Source organism: Actinomycetota bacterium (genome assembly GCA_035765775.1).
Classification (GTDB): domain Bacteria; phylum Actinomycetota; class CADDZG01; order JAHWKV01; family JAOPZY01; genus DASTWV01.
The window spans coordinates 59,475-73,490 of the sequence record DASTWV010000040.1 but is presented as its reverse complement, the minus strand read 5'-3'; the positions used below and the strand labels follow the sequence as shown (position 1 = coordinate 73,490).

Here is a 14,016-nt window from a genome sequence, read left to right as displayed (position 1 = left end):
TGCCCGAGGAGCGCCCCGAGGAGCGCCCCGAGGAGCGCCCCGAGGAGCAGGACGAACCCCGCGCACGCGCGGAACGCGGCGGGTCAAGCTGGCCGTCGGGCTGGTCGCCCTCCTGGTCCTGCTCGCCGCCGGTGCCGTGGCGGTGTGGAACTCCTCGTGGCTGAAGTTCCGCTCGGTGCAGGTGGCCGGCAATCGCCACACCCCGGCGGCCGAGATCATCGGGGTCGCCGCCCTGGTGCCCGGCACCCGGCTCACCGACATCTCGTCCTCGGCGGTGGCCCGCCGAGTGGAGGCGCTGCCGTGGGTGGCGACGGCCTCGGTCAGCCACGTGCTGCCGTCCCGGATCCGGATCGTGGTCACGGAGCGCCGCCCCGCCGTGGTGGTCATCGGCCCCGTCCGGGCCTACCTGGTGGACCGCACCGGGCGGGTCCTGTCGGCGGGCAACACGGGCTACCCGGCGGTCAACCAGCTGGATATCGGCGCACCGCTCCCCGGGACGACCGTGACCTCCACCGCGTTCGCCCCGGCGGTGGCTGTGCTCGGCGCGCTGCCCCAGGACCTCCGCTCCCGGTTGGCGAGCATCCAGGCCCCAGCCGCCGATCTCATCAGCATCCTCCTCACCGACCACACCCGGATCGTCTACGGGGACGCCCACGCGCTGGCGGACAAAAACGCCGATGTCACCGCACTCCTCGCCACCGGGCAGAGCTTCGCCAGCATCGACGTGCAGGCCCCCGCCCACCCGGCAGCGGTCCCGCACTAACTCTTCTTTACACCAGGCAACATCTACGGGCAGCAGAGAACTGCTGTTGACCCCACATGACTCCAGTCCCGGCCGATCCCGACGATCACTGGCAAGAAGTTACAACCATGTTTTCTTGTCGACAGGTTGACCTTTGCCTCTGGTACCACTATATTGCTCTACCAGAGCTTCATAAGAGTCATCTATGAACCTTAACTTCATGGTTAAGGGTCACGGGATCCGGAGGTGGACATGGCCATGGGCCTGCAGAATTACCTGGCGGTCATCAAGGTCGTCGGGATTGGTGGCGGCGGGGTCAACGCGGTCAACCGGATGATCGACTCCGGCCTCAAGGGCGTGGAGTTCATCGCGGTCAACACCGACGCCCAGGCCCTCCTGATGTCAGACGCCGACGTCAAGCTGGACATCGGCCGGAACCTGACCCGTGGCCTCGGCGCCGGTGCCGACCCGGAAGTGGGGCGCCAGGCGGCGGAGGAGCACCGCGACGAGATCGAGGAGGTGCTGAAGGGCGCCGACATGGTGTTCATCACCGCCGGCAAGGGCGGCGGCACCGGCACCGGCGGGGCCCCGGTGGTGGCGGAGATCGCCAAGGCGCAGGGCGCCCTCACCATCGGCGTCGTCACCCGGCCGTTCTCCTTCGAGGGGCGCCGACGGGCAGTGGTGGCCGAGCAGGGGATCATGAGCCTGAAGGACAAGCTCGACACCCTGATCATCATCCCGAACGACCGGCTGCTCCAGGTGTGCGATGAGACAACCTCGGTCCTCGAGGCCTTCAAGATGGCCGACGAGGTGCTGCTCCAGGGTGTCCAGGGCATCACGGACCTGATCACCACACCCGGGCTCATCAACCTCGACTTCGCCGACGTCAAGACGATCATGACCAACGCCGGCTCGTCGCTCATGGGCATCGGTACCGCCCGGGGCGAGAACCGGGCGGCCGAGGCGGCCCGCAACGCCATCTCCTCGCCGCTGCTCGAGGCCTCGGTCGAGGGCGCCCGCGGCGTGCTGCTCAACATCTGCGGTGGCAGCGACCTGGGCCTGTTCGAGGTCCACGAGGCGGCCGAGATCGTGGCCAAGTCCGCCCACCCGGACGCCAACATCATCTTCGGCGCCGTGGTGGACGACCAGCTGGGCGACGAGGTGCGGGTCACCGTCATCGCCTCGGGCTTCGACCGCTGGACGACCCAGGCGGTGGAACCGGCCATGGCCGGCCGCCACGCCACGGTGCTGGACCTGGAGCCGCTCGAGGGCGAGGACTACGTCATCGAACCCTTCGGCGGCGGCGAGCCCACCTACGCCCCCGAGCCCGTCTACGCCCGGGAGCCCGAGCGGGAGCGCCCCGAAACCCGTGAACCGACCTACATCTTCGACGCCGACGAAGACGAGGACCTCGATATCCCGAGCTTCCTTCGCAGGCCGTAGGCTCCCCCCCACCGGCCTGAGCGACCCCAGGGCCCTGCCGGTCTCCGTCCCCCCCGGAGGCCGGCAGCCCCGGCCCGGGGTCTCGGCGCGCCCGGATGTCCCTCTCCTTGCGCCCCCCGGCAGCCAGGTGCCCGGCGTGGCCTTCAGCACCCGCCTGGGCGGGGTGAGCGCCCCCCCGTACGACTCGCTGAACCTGAGCGTGGCCACCGGCGACGACCCGGAGCGGGTGGCGGCCAACCGGGAGCGCCTTTCCGCCGCGCTCGGCCTCGCCCCGGCGTGGGGCCCCACCTGGGCGCTCGCCCGCCAGGTGCACGGCTGCGGGGTCCTGGTGGATCCGGCGGCGGGTGGCGGGCCCGAGGACGCCGACGCGGTGGTCGTGCACGAGCCCGGCCGGCCGGCGGCGGTGCTGGTGGCCGACTGCGTTCCCATCGCCCTGGTGGGTGAGGGCGTGGCCGCCGCGGTCCACGCCGGCTGGCGCGGCCTGTGTGCCGGGGTGATCGAGGCGGCGGTGTCCGCCATCGGCGCGCCCCGGGACGCCCTGGTGGCCTGGATCGGGCCGTGCATCGGCCCGTGCTGCTACGAGGTGGGCCCCGAGGTCTCGGCGGCCTTCGTCGCCCGGCGGCCGGGCGCGCCCGCCTGCACCCGAACGGTGGGCGGCGCCACCCACTTCGACCTCCGGGCGGCCGCGACCTGGGTGCTGGCCCGCGCCGGGGTGGCGGTCGCCGAGGGCGATGCACCGAGTGACGGCCTGACCGGAGGCCCGGCGTGCACGGCGTGCGACCCGAGGTTCTTTTCCCACCGCCGCGACGCCCGCGGGGGAGGGACGACGGGCCGGCAGGCCTTGGTGGTGTGGGTCCCGTGAGCGAGCTCGCCGGGCGCTACCAGCGTGTCCAAGACGAGGTTGCCGCGGCCGCTCGGCGTGCCGGGCGCGACCCGGGGAGCGTGACGCTCGTCGCGGTCAGCAAGGGCTTCGGTGTGGCACCGATGCGCGATCTCATCGCACTTGGGCAACGAGATTTCGGCGAAAACCGGGTCCAGGAGGCTGCGGCGAAGTATAAGGAACTACGCACGCAGGTCAGGTGGCACTTCGTCGGCAGGTTGCAGCGGAACAAGGTCAGGTTCCTGGCCGGCTGGGTCGACCTCGTCCACTCGATCGACCGTGCCGAGTTGGCGACGGAGTTTGATCGTCGTGCCGCGCGCACGGTGGAGGTGCTCATCGAGGTGAACTTGTCGGGCGATCCAGCCCGGGGCGGGATCGCTCCGGCCGACGTGCCGCGCCTGGCCGAGGCCTTGGCCCCCCTGCCCCACGTCCGCGTGACCGGGCTCATGGGGATGGCGCCCCCGCTGGGCTCTCCCGGGGAGGCCCGGCCCTACTTCCGGAGGCTGGCGCAGCTCAGCGATCAACTGGCCGCGAGCACCGATTCCGGCGTATTCCACCACCTTTCGATGGGAATGAGCCAGGATTACGGGGTGGCCGTGGAAGAGGGCGCGACGATTGTGCGGATCGGCGAGGCCCTGTTCGGGCCCCGGCCCGCCCGCACGGGGGGCGACCGCACGCTGAACTTGGGCTCAACTTGGCTAGGGGGAAGGTGACGTCCATGGGTGTCTGGAGGAAGACGCTGCTGTACCTGGGGCTCGTCGAAGAGGACGACTTCGAAGAGGAGATGCAGGCGTACGAAGAGCCGCCGCGGGACAACTCCTCGACCATACGCAAGATCACCCGTGATGACCTCGCCTCCGCCGCGCAGCGCCCGGTCCCGCAGCCGAAGTCGCTCGGCCAGGTCCACATCGTGGAGCCCCGGGCCTACGACGACGCCAAGGAGATCGGCGACAAGCTGCGGGCCTCGGTGCCGGTGATCATGAACCTGCAGGGCATCGAGGAGGACCTGTTCAAGCGCCTGACCGCCTTCGCCTCCGGGCTGGCCTACGGGCTGGAGGGCCGGGTCCAGCGCCTCGCCCCCCGCGTCTACCTGATCACACCCGCCAACGTCGAGGTCTCGGCCGAGGAGCGCCGGCGTCTGATGGAGCGCGGCTTTTTCGATGAGTTCTAACCGATGACGTTCCTCTGCTCGGTCATCGGTGCCTACGAGATCATCCTCTGGGTGCGCGTGATCATCGGCTTCGTGTTCATGTTCAAGCCCGGGTGGGCGCCGCCCGGTGGGCTCCGCCCTGTCCTGGACGCGGTCTATGCGCTGGTCGATCCGCCGGTGAACGCGCTGCGCAAGGTGGTACCCCAACCCTTCAATTTCCCGCTCGATCTGGCATTCTTGGTCTGGTTCATCATCATCATTGTCGCCCACGGGATTGTGTGCGGAACAGGAGGGGCGCTGCTATGACGCTGACCCCAGAGGACATCGAATCCAAGCGGTTCCACGACGCGTTTCGTGGCTACAACCACGAAGAAGTGGACCTCTTCCTCGACGAGGTGGCGGCCAGCTTCAAAGCCCTGTACCTGCAGGTCGAGGCGACCACGCAGCGCGCACGAGAGCTCGAGACGCAGATCGACACCGGGCGCCAGATGTTCGAGGACAGCCGCCGGGCCATCGACGAGAGCCGCCGCCTGGCGGACGAGAACCGCCGGTTGCTCGACGAGAACCGCCGGGCGGTCGAGGAGGCCCGGAGGCTGGGGAAGGAGGCCCGCCGGCCCGCGGTGGAGGAGCCGGCGTATGTCCCGAGCATCCCCACCCCGGCGCACCCCGCCCCCTCCGTGGGCTTCTCCGCGGCCAATGCCGAGAGCATCCTGAAGCGCACGCTGCTCGCTGCCCAGCGTGCCGCCGACGAAGCGGTGGCCGAGGCCGAGGCCCAGGCCGAGCAGATCGTGGCCGACGCCCGCTCGCGCGCCGCGCAGCTGGACTCCGAGTCCAGCCGCCGGGCCGCCGCCGCGGTCTCGGGGGCCGAGGACCGGCTGCGCCGCATCGCCGAGCAGGCCCGCCGGCTCCGGGAGCTGTACACCGAGCACCATGCCCGCCTGCGCACCTTCGTCGAGGGCCAGCTGCAGAGCCTGAGCGTGCTGGGACCACCGCCCGATGACCTCGACGTGGCGGTCCCCGAGGACCCCATTCGTCTCCCACCGGTTCCCCCGGTGGAGGCGGCGCCGGCGGTCCCTCCCGCCCCGGAGCCGCCTCCCGCCCTTCCGTCGTGGGCCACGATGCCGCCCCCCGACACTGCGCCCGCCGCCCCCCTGTCCAGCCCCTCCACCGCCGAGCCGTTCTGGGGCACTACGCTGGGCGGGTCCGCCGACCCGTCGGCGGGCAACGCACGGACCGACGCACAGGCCGGCTACACCCAGGAGGCCGGCGCCTGGGGCGACCCGGTGGGCGTGCCCGGAGGCGGACCGGCCCCTCCCGGACCGCCGAGGGTGGCCGATCCGTCACCGCCCGGCGCGCCCGACCCGGCAGGCACTGGGCCAGATCCCGGCATGTCTCCGTGGAGCCGGCCCGCCTCATCGTTCTCCCCCCGGTCATCAGGGGAGGGAGCGGACCCCGGCGTCAGCGACCGCGCCCCGATCTTCCCCCCGGGATCGGGATCGGGATCGGGATCGGCCCCCGCTGAGGACGACCACGCCAGCCCGGCCGAGGACGAGGCCGGGCGGCGCTCGGTACGCGAGCTCTTCTGGGGCAAGGGCTGAGCCCTTCGGCCAGTGATGAACCCGAACGCTCAACTCGATGAGGAGTTTTGCCGTTACTGTGGTAGCTGATAGCGGAGCTGTGGGCGGAGCGCCGATCGAGCGTCCCGGCTCTCCCTTCGCCAGGTTCCTCGCCGGGACGGCGGCGACCTGGTGGGATAATTATCATGACGGCGATGTCCCCGTCTGGCAACACAAATCATCATGAAGGGGTGACCTACGATGTACAAGGCTTCTCTCGGGTTCGTTGGTGTAGCAGGCGTCGCGCTGCTGTACGGATGGCTCCAGCAGTCCAATCCGGCGACCTACCTGGCGATCGTGACCGCCATCGTGGCATTCCTGTTGCTGATTGCCTCCTCGGTCCTCGATCGGGTGCGGGGACGCAACGACCTCGCCACCGCGGACGGGGCCGAGGCCCCGGTGTCGCCCCGCTGGACTGCCCCGCCGGAGGAGGCATCCCGGCCTGAGGCGACCGGCTCGTTCGCCGGCCCGGCGGTGCCCGCCTACACCCCGGCAGACTCGCCCACCATGTCGATGCCGGTGCAGGCCGGCGCCTCCCCGGACCCCATCCAGTCGCGCTTCGCCCGGTTTGTGCGCCGGGCCGGCGGCGGCCAGCCGACGCCAGAGGCGCCCCCCGAGGAGGCGTCGCCGGCCCTTGAGGTCGTCCCGCCGCTGCACACCTCGATGGAAACCGGCATGGAGACCGGCATGGAGGAGGACGACTACGCCCAGCCCGGCCCGCCCCGCTGGGAGCCGCCGACCGATGACGACCGCAGCGCCGAGACCAGCCTCGAGGGGGCGGCCGATGGTCCGGGCCTGTCCTTCGAGTCGGGTCCCCGGACGGACACGCCCGAGGAGCTGCTCGCCCGCGCCCAGGCTGAGGTGGAGGCGCTGCTGGCGCAGCCCATCGAGTCGCAGCGCCGCCCCGCAGCCCCCCGCACCCCGACGCCTGCCCCCGAGCGCACACCAGCATCGGGGCCGGCCGAGACGGGCGTCGCTTCCGGTGCCCCGCACCGGGAGCAGGATGAGTGGCTGGACCGGGTCATGCGCCGCCGCGAGCAGCGGGCCGCCGAGTTGGCCTCACCCCCGGTCCCGGTTCCCGAGCGGGCGCCGAGCCGTTCCCGGGTGGGGTTCCCGGGCTCCGAGGCGGTTGCCGCGTCGGGGCCCGCCGCGTCGGGGCCCGCTGCCCGGACCGCGGACGCCGGGGATGAGGCGCTCCCGTGGTCCGCCCGTCGCCGCCGGATGCGGTCGGGCCCGGCGGCCCCCGACTACGAACTCCGGTCGGCCCCCCAGATCGCGCCCGAGATCCCGCCCGAAGGCGAGGCGGAACCCGAGCCTGAGATGGCGGAGCCACCCGCCCCCGCTCCCGGCCCAGAACCCCACCGGCCCATGCGCCGCTACGCCCGGAGTGCGGAGCCGGCCGCGTCGGCGGCCCGGCCCACCGCCGAGGCCGCGGAGAACGACGAGCCGGCCATCGCCCCCTGGACGCCCCCCACCCCCCCGGCGGCGCCGGTTGCGGCCCGCCGCCCGGCGGCGGCGCCCGCCGCGCCGGCACCCGGCGAGCACCGCCCGGCGAGCAGCTTCGGGGGTGGCCGCAGGACGCGCCCGGGCCCCGCGCCTGAAGCAGCGGCCCCCGCGGCACCACCTGTCGCACCCAAGGCCCCGGAGACGGAGCCGGTCGCACCGAAGCCGGCCGCCGCCAAGGCAACCCCCAAGCCCGCACCCGTGCTGCCCGCCAAGCCTGTCGCGGCCGCCAAGCCCGCGGCCAAGCCCGCGGCCAAGCCCGCGGCGGCCAGGGCGACTCCCAAGCCCGCACCCGCGCCGGCACCCACGGAGGCGACGGCGAAGCCCACCCCGAAGCCGTTCGCGGCCAAGCCTTCAGCTGTCAAGGCGACACCCAAGGCGGCACCCAAGTCCCCAGCGACCCAGGCCACACCCAAGCCGGTACCAGTGCTGGCGCCGAGGCCGACTTCGCAAGGGACACCGAAGGTCGCGCCGAAAGTAGAGGCAAAACCATCGACGAAACTTTCGGGAAAACCCTCTGCGAAACTCTTGGAGAAACTCTCAGCAAAACCCGCTGCCAAGCCAGCCGCGACACCCGTCTCGAAGCCGGTGACCAAGCCTGAAGCCAAAGCCGCCCCCAAACCCGTCGCCAAAGTGGCCCCCCCCGCCCCGGTGAAGCCTTCGCTAAAGCCGGCCGCCAAGCCGGCTCCCAGCCTGGCATCCAAGCCGGCACCAAAGGCAGCCTCTCCCAAGCTGGCCCCTGCCAAGCAGGCTGCCAAAGTCCCGGCCAAGCCGGTAGCCAAGCCAGTTGCCAGGCCGGTAGCCAAGCCAACCGCGCAGGCGGCACCGAAACCCGAAGCGAAAGCGACCCCCGAGGCCGCGCCCAGCCTTCCCGCCCCGGGCCCCGAGACCCCCGGCGGGGCGAAGCGCAGGCCGAGAAGCTCCTTCTAGAAGAAGTCCAGCCCGGCTGGCTAGGTGTCCCGCGCTGGCCTCGGCGGGGACACCGGCTGCCGCCTTCTGCGGGTGGCATGGGCCCGCACCGGTGAGGTGAGGAACAGCAGCATCCCACCGCCGGCGGTGGTGAGCGCGCCCAGCCCCAGCTCCGCCCGGTGGAGCCACAGGATCGCCCCCGAGGGCGACGTGGTGAGCAGGCCCAGCCGCACGAGGCCGAAGGTGACCATATAGAGGCCGAAGAGGAGCACGGTCGCATACGCTCCCCGATGCCCCCGGCTTAGCCGGGGCACCGCCACTGCCGCAATCAGCACCAGCCCGGGAAGGATTGCCAGGGGAGCGGCCCGGAGGCCGCCGGTCTGGGAGGAGAAGGTCAGGACGCTCCGGCCGGCATCCACCGCCACGCCCAGGAGGGCGACCACCGCCGTGCCCACCGCGATCCGGCTGACGTACGGCTTGGCCTTCGGTTCGATCCACAGCAGGATCACCACGCCGATCGGGACGAAGAGCAGGGGCACCTCGAGGTTGATGGGGGCCGGGACCCAGGTCACATGCCCGACGATCGCCACGGGAGTGCCGTCGTAGGACGCCGGGATGGTGAACCGGTAGACGGTGGCTGTGCGGCCGAGCGCTTTGGCCTCCTGGGGCTGGCCGATGTGGGGCCATTCCGCCCGGGTTTCGTAGTAGTGGAAGGCCGGTTGATCGGCGACGTGCTCCCAGGATGTCACCGGGTTGACGGTCGCCGGCAGCGTCACCGTCTTGGACGGGTTGGTGACCAGGTAATCGCTGGGCGAGTTCCGGTTGAGCTGCACGCCGGCTGCGGTGATGCGGATGAACGGCTCGCCCTGCAATCCGAAGATGTCGAACGTGTGCTGGCCGTTCACCTGCACAGTGATGTACGGGGCGCTGCCGGTGGAGAGGATGCTGTAGGAAACACCCGAAATCTGGGGCGAGAACCGGTCAAAGCTGGAGATGAGCTGTGGCCCTGTGGTGTGGGCCGAGGCGGGCGCCGCACCCGCTAACAGGAAGGCCAGGGCGAGCATTCCGACGGCAGACCAGGTCGCCAAGTGCCGGGTATACACTGACCGCCATGATGCCACCTCCCCGCCGCCGTCCAACATTCGTGGGGCAGATGCGGGGACGGGGACCAGGCAAGCTGGCGGTCCTCCTGGCGGCCGGCGCGCTCGTGGCGGCCCTCGCGGCCGGGTGCAGCTCGAAGGCCAACACGGGCGGCGGGTCCTCCGGCAGCCCATCGCCCGAGGGCTCCCCGAACCCGGCCTCCCCGGCCCAGATCACCATCGTGCAGCCCCTCTCCGGCAGCACGGTCACCGGCACGACTGTCCACGTGGTGCTGACCCTGGTGGGGGCCACCCTGGTCCCGCCCGGGACCGTGTCCGGGGTCGATCCCACGCACGGCCACATCCACCTCAGCCTCGACGGCGAGATCGTGTCGATGACCAGCGGGCTCACCTATGACATGCAGGTGACCCACACCGGCCATCACCTCCTGACGGCCGAGTTCGTGGCCAACAACCACCAGTCGTTCAGCCCGAGGGACCTGAAGACCGTCGACTTCACGGATCAGTGAGGCTGCGCGCCGCCGACCCGGCACGGGTGGCGACGCCGCTGGCCATCGGCCTCGGGCTCGCCGCCCTCGCCACCCGGCAGCCGTCGAGATGGGCGGTCCTCGTGACCGTCGGGGTGGGGGCCGTGGGGCTGATCGCGCCGCTCCCGTCGGGCCCGCGGGAAGTTTCCGCCGCTGCCGCCCGGCCAGGCTCCTCCCGGCCCTCGGCGGGCACCTGGTTGGGGGCGGTGGCGTTGGGAGTGGGGGCACTCCTGCTCGCCGGCCGGCTGCCCTCGATGCTGGGCATCGGCCCGCCCGCCGGGGTGCTGGTGCCCCATGCCGGGGTGGCGGCCGTGACGGCCAGTGTGGTGGCGGCGGTCGCTGAGGAGCTGTTCTTCCGCCGGCTGGTGTTCGGCTGGCTGGCGGTGTGTTTTGGTGCGGGGGGTCCGGCGGTGGCAGTCTGCGGATCGGCGCTGGCGTTCGCGGCGGTGCACGTCCCGGTCTACGGTCTCGCGGTGCTCCCGATCGACGCTGCCGCCGGGGCACTGCTCGGCTGGCAGCGGTGGATCACCGGGGGGTGGTCGGCCTCGGGACTGACCCATGTGGTGGCGAACCTGATTGCAGAAGGGGTGATCGCGTGACAAGCGTGCTGTCCGGCAGGTCGAGACTCATCGTGGCGGGCGTTGTGGCCCTGCTGGTCGTGGCCGGGGCCATCGCCTGGGCGGCCACCCGGGGCAACCCGTTCATCGTCGGTGCGGTCTATCCCACCAACGGGGGCCAAGGCCCGGGGGGCGTGGAGGAGTACCGCGGCGTCCAGCTCGCCGCCGCGCTGGCCAACTCGCAGGGCGGGGTGCACGGCCAGCAGATCGACCTCCGCCTGAAGGAGACCGACTCGGCCGACGCCGCCCCCGGCTCAGTGGATTCCCTGATGGCGGGTGGGGCCAAGGTGGTCGTCGGGAGCTACGGCAGCACCATCGCCTACCCGGCGGCGGTGCAGACCTACGACAAGGGCGGCGTGTTCTGGGAGACCGGCGCCGTGGGCGACCTCGGTGAGATGTCCACCGAGACCGCCGCCCCGTACCTCGGCACCCGGGTCTTCCGGTTCCCGCCGGCGGGCACCGTCCTGGGGAGCGCGGCGATCGACTTCATCAACTCCGAGCTGCGCACCCAGCTCCCCGCCCGGCCGCTCACCTACAGCGTCGCCTACGTGAATGACGACTACGGCTCCGAGGTGGGCCAGGGCGCCCTGGACGAGATCCACAAGCTGGGGCTCCTCCTGGGCGCCACCCTTCCCTACGACCTCAATACCGCCAACTACGCCCAGATGGCGGCGTCGATCGCCCAGGCGCACACCGACGTGCTGTTCGTCTCGTCCTACTTGAACGATGCCGAGTCGCTCCGCCAACAGATCCTGGCCCAGCACGTACCGCTGCTGGTCAACATCGGCACCAGCTCCAGCTACTGCCTGCCGCAGTTCGGCGCCGCCCTCGGTTCCGAGGCGGTGGGCCTGTTCGCCTCCGACAAGCCCGACGCCGATGTGCTCAAGACCTCGAACCTGACGCCGGCGGCGGCCCAGGCCCTGTCGTGGGCGAAGAGCCAGTACGCCCAGCGTTGGGGGGGCTCGATGAGCGCCGCCGCCCTGACCGGCTTCGCCGGCGCCTGGGCGCTGTTCCACGACGTCCTGCCCGCGGCCCGGGCCATGACGCCGGCGGGGATTGCGGCGGCGGCCCAGGCGATGAACCTGCCGATGGGGGCGCTGCCCAACGGCAGCGGGCTGCAGTTCGGCACCCGGGGGACGGCGAGCGCCGGGGAGAACGTCCGGGCGCTGAGCGTGATCTGGGAATGGACGGCGCCCAACACCCGGGCGGTCGTCTACCCGCCCGCCTACGCCACCGCCCCGATCCACCTCCTGCCGGTCAGCTCGGCGGCGTGAGCACCGGGGGCGGGCGGGTCAAGCCGCTGGCGGTGGGCCTGGCGATCGCCGGGGCCTACCTCCTCGTCGCCCTGGGCTCGTTCGCGCTCCGCTGGGTGCCCCGCGCCCCGGTCCTCGACGGGTTGCAGCCGCCCCCGCCCTACCAGTGGGTGAAGCCCCCACCGGCCCGGGCGTCGAACAACAAGCCCCCCCAGGGAGCCACCCAGAGCATCGACATCGGCCCGGGCGACACGGGCGGGTCGGTCACCACCCCCGACGGGCAGTGCCAGGTGGTCTTGGACGCCAACTCGGTGCCGCTGGCGCCGGGCCAGACGTCGGTGAAGATCACGATGACGCCGATCGACCCCAGCACCGTCGGGCCCCCGCCGCCGGGCGGGTTCGTCTACGACTCCAATGCTTACCAGGTGAGCGCCGCCTACGAACCGTCCGGCCAGGCGATCACCTCGCTCAGCGCCACCATCGTGATGGCCTATGCCACCAACGCCGACCGCGTCATCCAGTGGACCGGGAGCTCGTGGAACTCGCTGCCCTCGACGCCCCAGACCACCAGCAACGAGCTCTTCGCCGGCATCAGCTCGCTGGGGACGTTCGCCACCGCGGTCCTCGGTGGGGGCGGCAACGGCACCGGCGGGAGTTCGTCGTCGGGGTCCGGAGTTCTCACAGCCATCGAGATTATCGTGCCGTTCGGGCTGATCATTGCTGCGGTAGGCTTCGTGCTGGTGAAGCGCTTCTCCCGGCGATGACCCCGGGTGCATGAGGACGCCCCGCGCCTGGCTGGTCGGCGCCGGGCTGGCCGTGGCAGTGCCCGCCGCCGCGGTGCTGTCGGTCGCCGCCGGTCTCCTGGCCGGCATCCCGCTGTTCGACGGCCTGGCCCCGCCCGCCGCCTACCGCTGGGTGAACCCGCCGCCGGAGCTGCGGGGGATCAACAAGGCTCCCAGCTCGGCGGTGCTGGCGGTGCCGCTGACCCCCTCGGGCACGGCGTCCACCACGCTGGAGACGGCCGACGGCCAGGTGCAGATATCGCTGCCCGACGGGGCGTTCGCCCCCTCGCCGGGCCAGACCGGCGTCGAGTTCCGCATCCGGCCCCTCGGGGCGGCTGACGCCCCGGCCCTTCCCCCCGGCGTCCTGATCCAGGGCAACGCCTACCGGGTCGATGCCGCCTACCAGCCCTCGGGGGTCACGGCGACGGCGGCGCAGGCAGCGGACATCGTGTTCCGGTACCCGGTGGACGCCACCCAGGTGCTCCTGTACGGTGCCTCGGGATGGCAGGAGGTGCCCACCATCCTGGAGTCCGCCTCGCTGGCCGTCGCCGCCCAGACCACCCGCTTCGGGCTGTTCGCCGCGGTGACCACCGGCGTCCCGCCCTCCCGGCCCGGCCGGGTCCCGGCGTGGGCGTACGCCACCGCCGGCCTGGCCCTGATGGCGGCGGCCGCCCCAGCGGTGCTCCGGCGGCGCTCCAGGTCCGGGGGGCCACTCCCAGCGTGAGGGGCCCGGCCGTCGCGGCGGGGTGCCGGGCCGTCCGGCGCCCAGGTACCGCCGGCCTGGCCGTCGCTGCCGCCTACCTCCTGGTGGCGGCGGCCACGTTCGCCCTGCACCTGCTCCCCGGGTTCCCCATCCTGGATGACGGTGCGGGCGCCCCGCCGCCCTACCAGTGGGTCCACCCGCCGCCCGCCCGGGCGGGCAACAACGTCCTCCCGCAGGCGGCCTCGATGGCGCTGCCCATCTCCGGAGGCTCGGTGAACACCCCCGAGGGCCAGTGCCAAGTGCTCCTCGAAGCGGGCTCCGTACCGGCGGCGGCCGGGCAGACCGGGGTGAGCATCACCATGACCCCGCTCGATCCCGCCACGGTGGGGCCCCCGCCGTCCGGGCTTACCTACGACTCCAACGCCTACCAGATCGCGGCCGCCTACCAGCCGTCGGGTGAGCCCCTCCCCGCATCGGTGACCGCCACCGTGGTGTTGAGCTATGCCGCGCTGGCGACGACGGTCTACCGCCGGGACGGTGCCGTCTGGACCGGGTTGAGCTCCACCCCGGCCAGCTCCGACCAGCTGTTCGCCAGTACCACGGGCCTCGGGGTGTTCGTCGTGGCCGCGGCGCCATCGGCGGTGGCGGGCGGGGGCTCGGCGACCGTGCTGGGCATCGGCGGGGCGTTCCTGGTGCTGGTGGCGATCGCCGCCGTCGCGCTCACCCGCCGCCGGGGGCACGCCTCCCGGTGACGGCCCCGGAGCCCGGGCGCGGTCCGGCCGGGGTGGCCG

15 protein-coding genes are annotated in these 14,016 nt (G+C 72.3%); 14 read left to right on the top strand and 1 reads right to left on the bottom strand.

What is annotated here, in order from left to right; genetic code table 11:
• Positions 1 to 136: 136 nt before the first annotated feature.
• The 8 genes from VFW71_08510 to VFW71_08475 all read left to right on the top strand — a co-directional run bounded on the left by VFW71_08510 (position 137) and on the right by VFW71_08475 (position 8,264).
• On the top strand, positions 137 to 763 hold the full coding sequence (locus tag VFW71_08510) for an FtsQ-type POTRA domain-containing protein (protein ID HEU5002805.1): 627 nt from the start codon (positions 137 to 139) through the stop codon (positions 761 to 763).
• 231 nt (positions 764 to 994) lie between these two features.
• Complete coding sequence (ftsZ, locus tag VFW71_08505; protein ID HEU5002804.1) at positions 995 to 2,185, top strand: cell division protein FtsZ; 1,191 nt, start codon at positions 995 to 997, stop codon at positions 2,183 to 2,185.
• A gap of 136 nt (positions 2,186 to 2,321) precedes the next feature.
• Positions 2,322 to 3,047 carry a polyphenol oxidase family protein gene (locus VFW71_08500; protein HEU5002803.1) on the top strand — a complete coding sequence of 242 codons (726 nt, stop codon included), beginning with the start codon at positions 2,322 to 2,324 and terminating at the stop codon, positions 3,045 to 3,047.
• The gene (locus VFW71_08495) at positions 3,044 to 3,778 is read left to right on the top strand and encodes a YggS family pyridoxal phosphate-dependent enzyme (protein ID HEU5002802.1); all 735 of its coding nucleotides are present in this window, start codon (positions 3,044 to 3,046) and stop codon (positions 3,776 to 3,778) included. Before VFW71_08500 ends, VFW71_08495 begins: the two co-directional genes overlap by 4 nt.
• A gap of 5 nt (positions 3,779 to 3,783) precedes the next feature.
• The gene (sepF, locus tag VFW71_08490) at positions 3,784 to 4,236 is read left to right on the top strand and encodes a cell division protein SepF (protein HEU5002801.1); all 453 of its coding nucleotides are present in this window, start codon (positions 3,784 to 3,786) and stop codon (positions 4,234 to 4,236) included.
• A 3-nt stretch (positions 4,237 to 4,239) separates the two neighbouring features.
• Positions 4,240 to 4,521 carry a YggT family protein gene (locus tag VFW71_08485; GenBank protein ID HEU5002800.1) on the top strand — a complete coding sequence of 94 codons (282 nt, stop codon included), beginning with the start codon at positions 4,240 to 4,242 and terminating at the stop codon, positions 4,519 to 4,521.
• The gene (locus VFW71_08480) at positions 4,518 to 5,813 is read left to right on the top strand and encodes a DivIVA domain-containing protein (GenBank protein ID HEU5002799.1); all 1,296 of its coding nucleotides are present in this window, start codon (positions 4,518 to 4,520) and stop codon (positions 5,811 to 5,813) included. Before VFW71_08485 ends, VFW71_08480 begins: the two co-directional genes overlap by 4 nt.
• A gap of 219 nt (positions 5,814 to 6,032) precedes the next feature.
• Positions 6,033 to 8,264 carry a hypothetical protein gene (locus tag VFW71_08475; protein HEU5002798.1) on the top strand — a complete coding sequence of 744 codons (2,232 nt, stop codon included), beginning with the start codon at positions 6,033 to 6,035 and terminating at the stop codon, positions 8,262 to 8,264.
• Positions 8,265 to 8,284: 20 nt separating this feature from the next.
• Here VFW71_08475 and VFW71_08470 read toward each other — a convergent pair whose 3' ends face one another.
• Complete coding sequence (locus VFW71_08470; protein HEU5002797.1) at positions 8,285 to 9,307, bottom strand: hypothetical protein; 1,023 nt, start codon at positions 9,305 to 9,307, stop codon at positions 8,285 to 8,287.
• An 89-nt stretch (positions 9,308 to 9,396) separates the two neighbouring features.
• Between VFW71_08470 and VFW71_08465 the strand changes: the two genes are divergently transcribed.
• The 6 genes from VFW71_08465 to VFW71_08440 are packed head-to-tail and all read left to right on the top strand — an operon-like array spanning position 9,397 to position 13,977.
• Positions 9,397 to 9,852: a hypothetical protein gene (locus VFW71_08465; protein ID HEU5002796.1), complete on the top strand. Its 456-nt coding sequence runs from the start codon at positions 9,397 to 9,399 to the stop codon at positions 9,850 to 9,852.
• Positions 9,849 to 10,469 (top strand): CPBP family intramembrane glutamic endopeptidase, encoded by a 621-nt coding sequence (locus tag VFW71_08460; protein ID HEU5002795.1) that lies wholly within the window; start codon positions 9,849 to 9,851, stop codon positions 10,467 to 10,469. The genes VFW71_08465 and VFW71_08460 overlap by 4 nt, the downstream gene beginning before the upstream one ends.
• Complete coding sequence (locus tag VFW71_08455; protein ID HEU5002794.1) at positions 10,466 to 11,761, top strand: ABC transporter substrate-binding protein; 1,296 nt, start codon at positions 10,466 to 10,468, stop codon at positions 11,759 to 11,761. Before VFW71_08460 ends, VFW71_08455 begins: the two co-directional genes overlap by 4 nt.
• On the top strand, positions 11,758 to 12,504 hold the full coding sequence (locus VFW71_08450; protein HEU5002793.1) for a hypothetical protein: 747 nt from the start codon (positions 11,758 to 11,760) through the stop codon (positions 12,502 to 12,504). The genes VFW71_08455 and VFW71_08450 overlap by 4 nt, the downstream gene beginning before the upstream one ends.
• A gap of 10 nt (positions 12,505 to 12,514) precedes the next feature.
• Positions 12,515 to 13,246 (top strand): hypothetical protein, encoded by a 732-nt coding sequence (locus VFW71_08445; protein HEU5002792.1) that lies wholly within the window; start codon positions 12,515 to 12,517, stop codon positions 13,244 to 13,246.
• Entirely contained in the window at positions 13,243 to 13,977 is a 735-nt protein-coding gene (locus tag VFW71_08440; GenBank protein ID HEU5002791.1) for a hypothetical protein, read from the top strand. The genes VFW71_08445 and VFW71_08440 overlap by 4 nt, the downstream gene beginning before the upstream one ends.
• Positions 13,978 to 14,016 lie beyond the last annotated feature (39 nt).

Bases quoted from the DNA above. Each gene is read 5' to 3' on its own strand.
- VFW71_08445 (HEU5002792.1), top strand. From the start codon at position 12,515: ATGAGGACGCCCCGCGCCTGGCTGGTCGGCGCCGGGCTGGCCGTGGCA.
- VFW71_08475 (HEU5002798.1), top strand. From the start codon at position 6,033: ATGTACAAGGCTTCTCTCGGGTTCGTTGGTGTAGCAGGCGTCGCGCTG.
- VFW71_08470 (HEU5002797.1), bottom strand. From the start codon at position 9,307: ATGCTCGCCCTGGCCTTCCTGTTAGCGGGTGCGGCGCCCGCCTCGGCC.
- VFW71_08465 (HEU5002796.1), top strand. From the start codon at position 9,397: ATGCGGGGACGGGGACCAGGCAAGCTGGCGGTCCTCCTGGCGGCCGGC.
- VFW71_08485 (HEU5002800.1), top strand. From the start codon at position 4,240: ATGACGTTCCTCTGCTCGGTCATCGGTGCCTACGAGATCATCCTCTGG.
- sepF (HEU5002801.1), top strand. From the start codon at position 3,784: ATGGGTGTCTGGAGGAAGACGCTGCTGTACCTGGGGCTCGTCGAAGAG.
- VFW71_08480 (HEU5002799.1), top strand. From the start codon at position 4,518: ATGACGCTGACCCCAGAGGACATCGAATCCAAGCGGTTCCACGACGCG.
- ftsZ (HEU5002804.1), top strand. From the start codon at position 995: ATGGCCATGGGCCTGCAGAATTACCTGGCGGTCATCAAGGTCGTCGGG.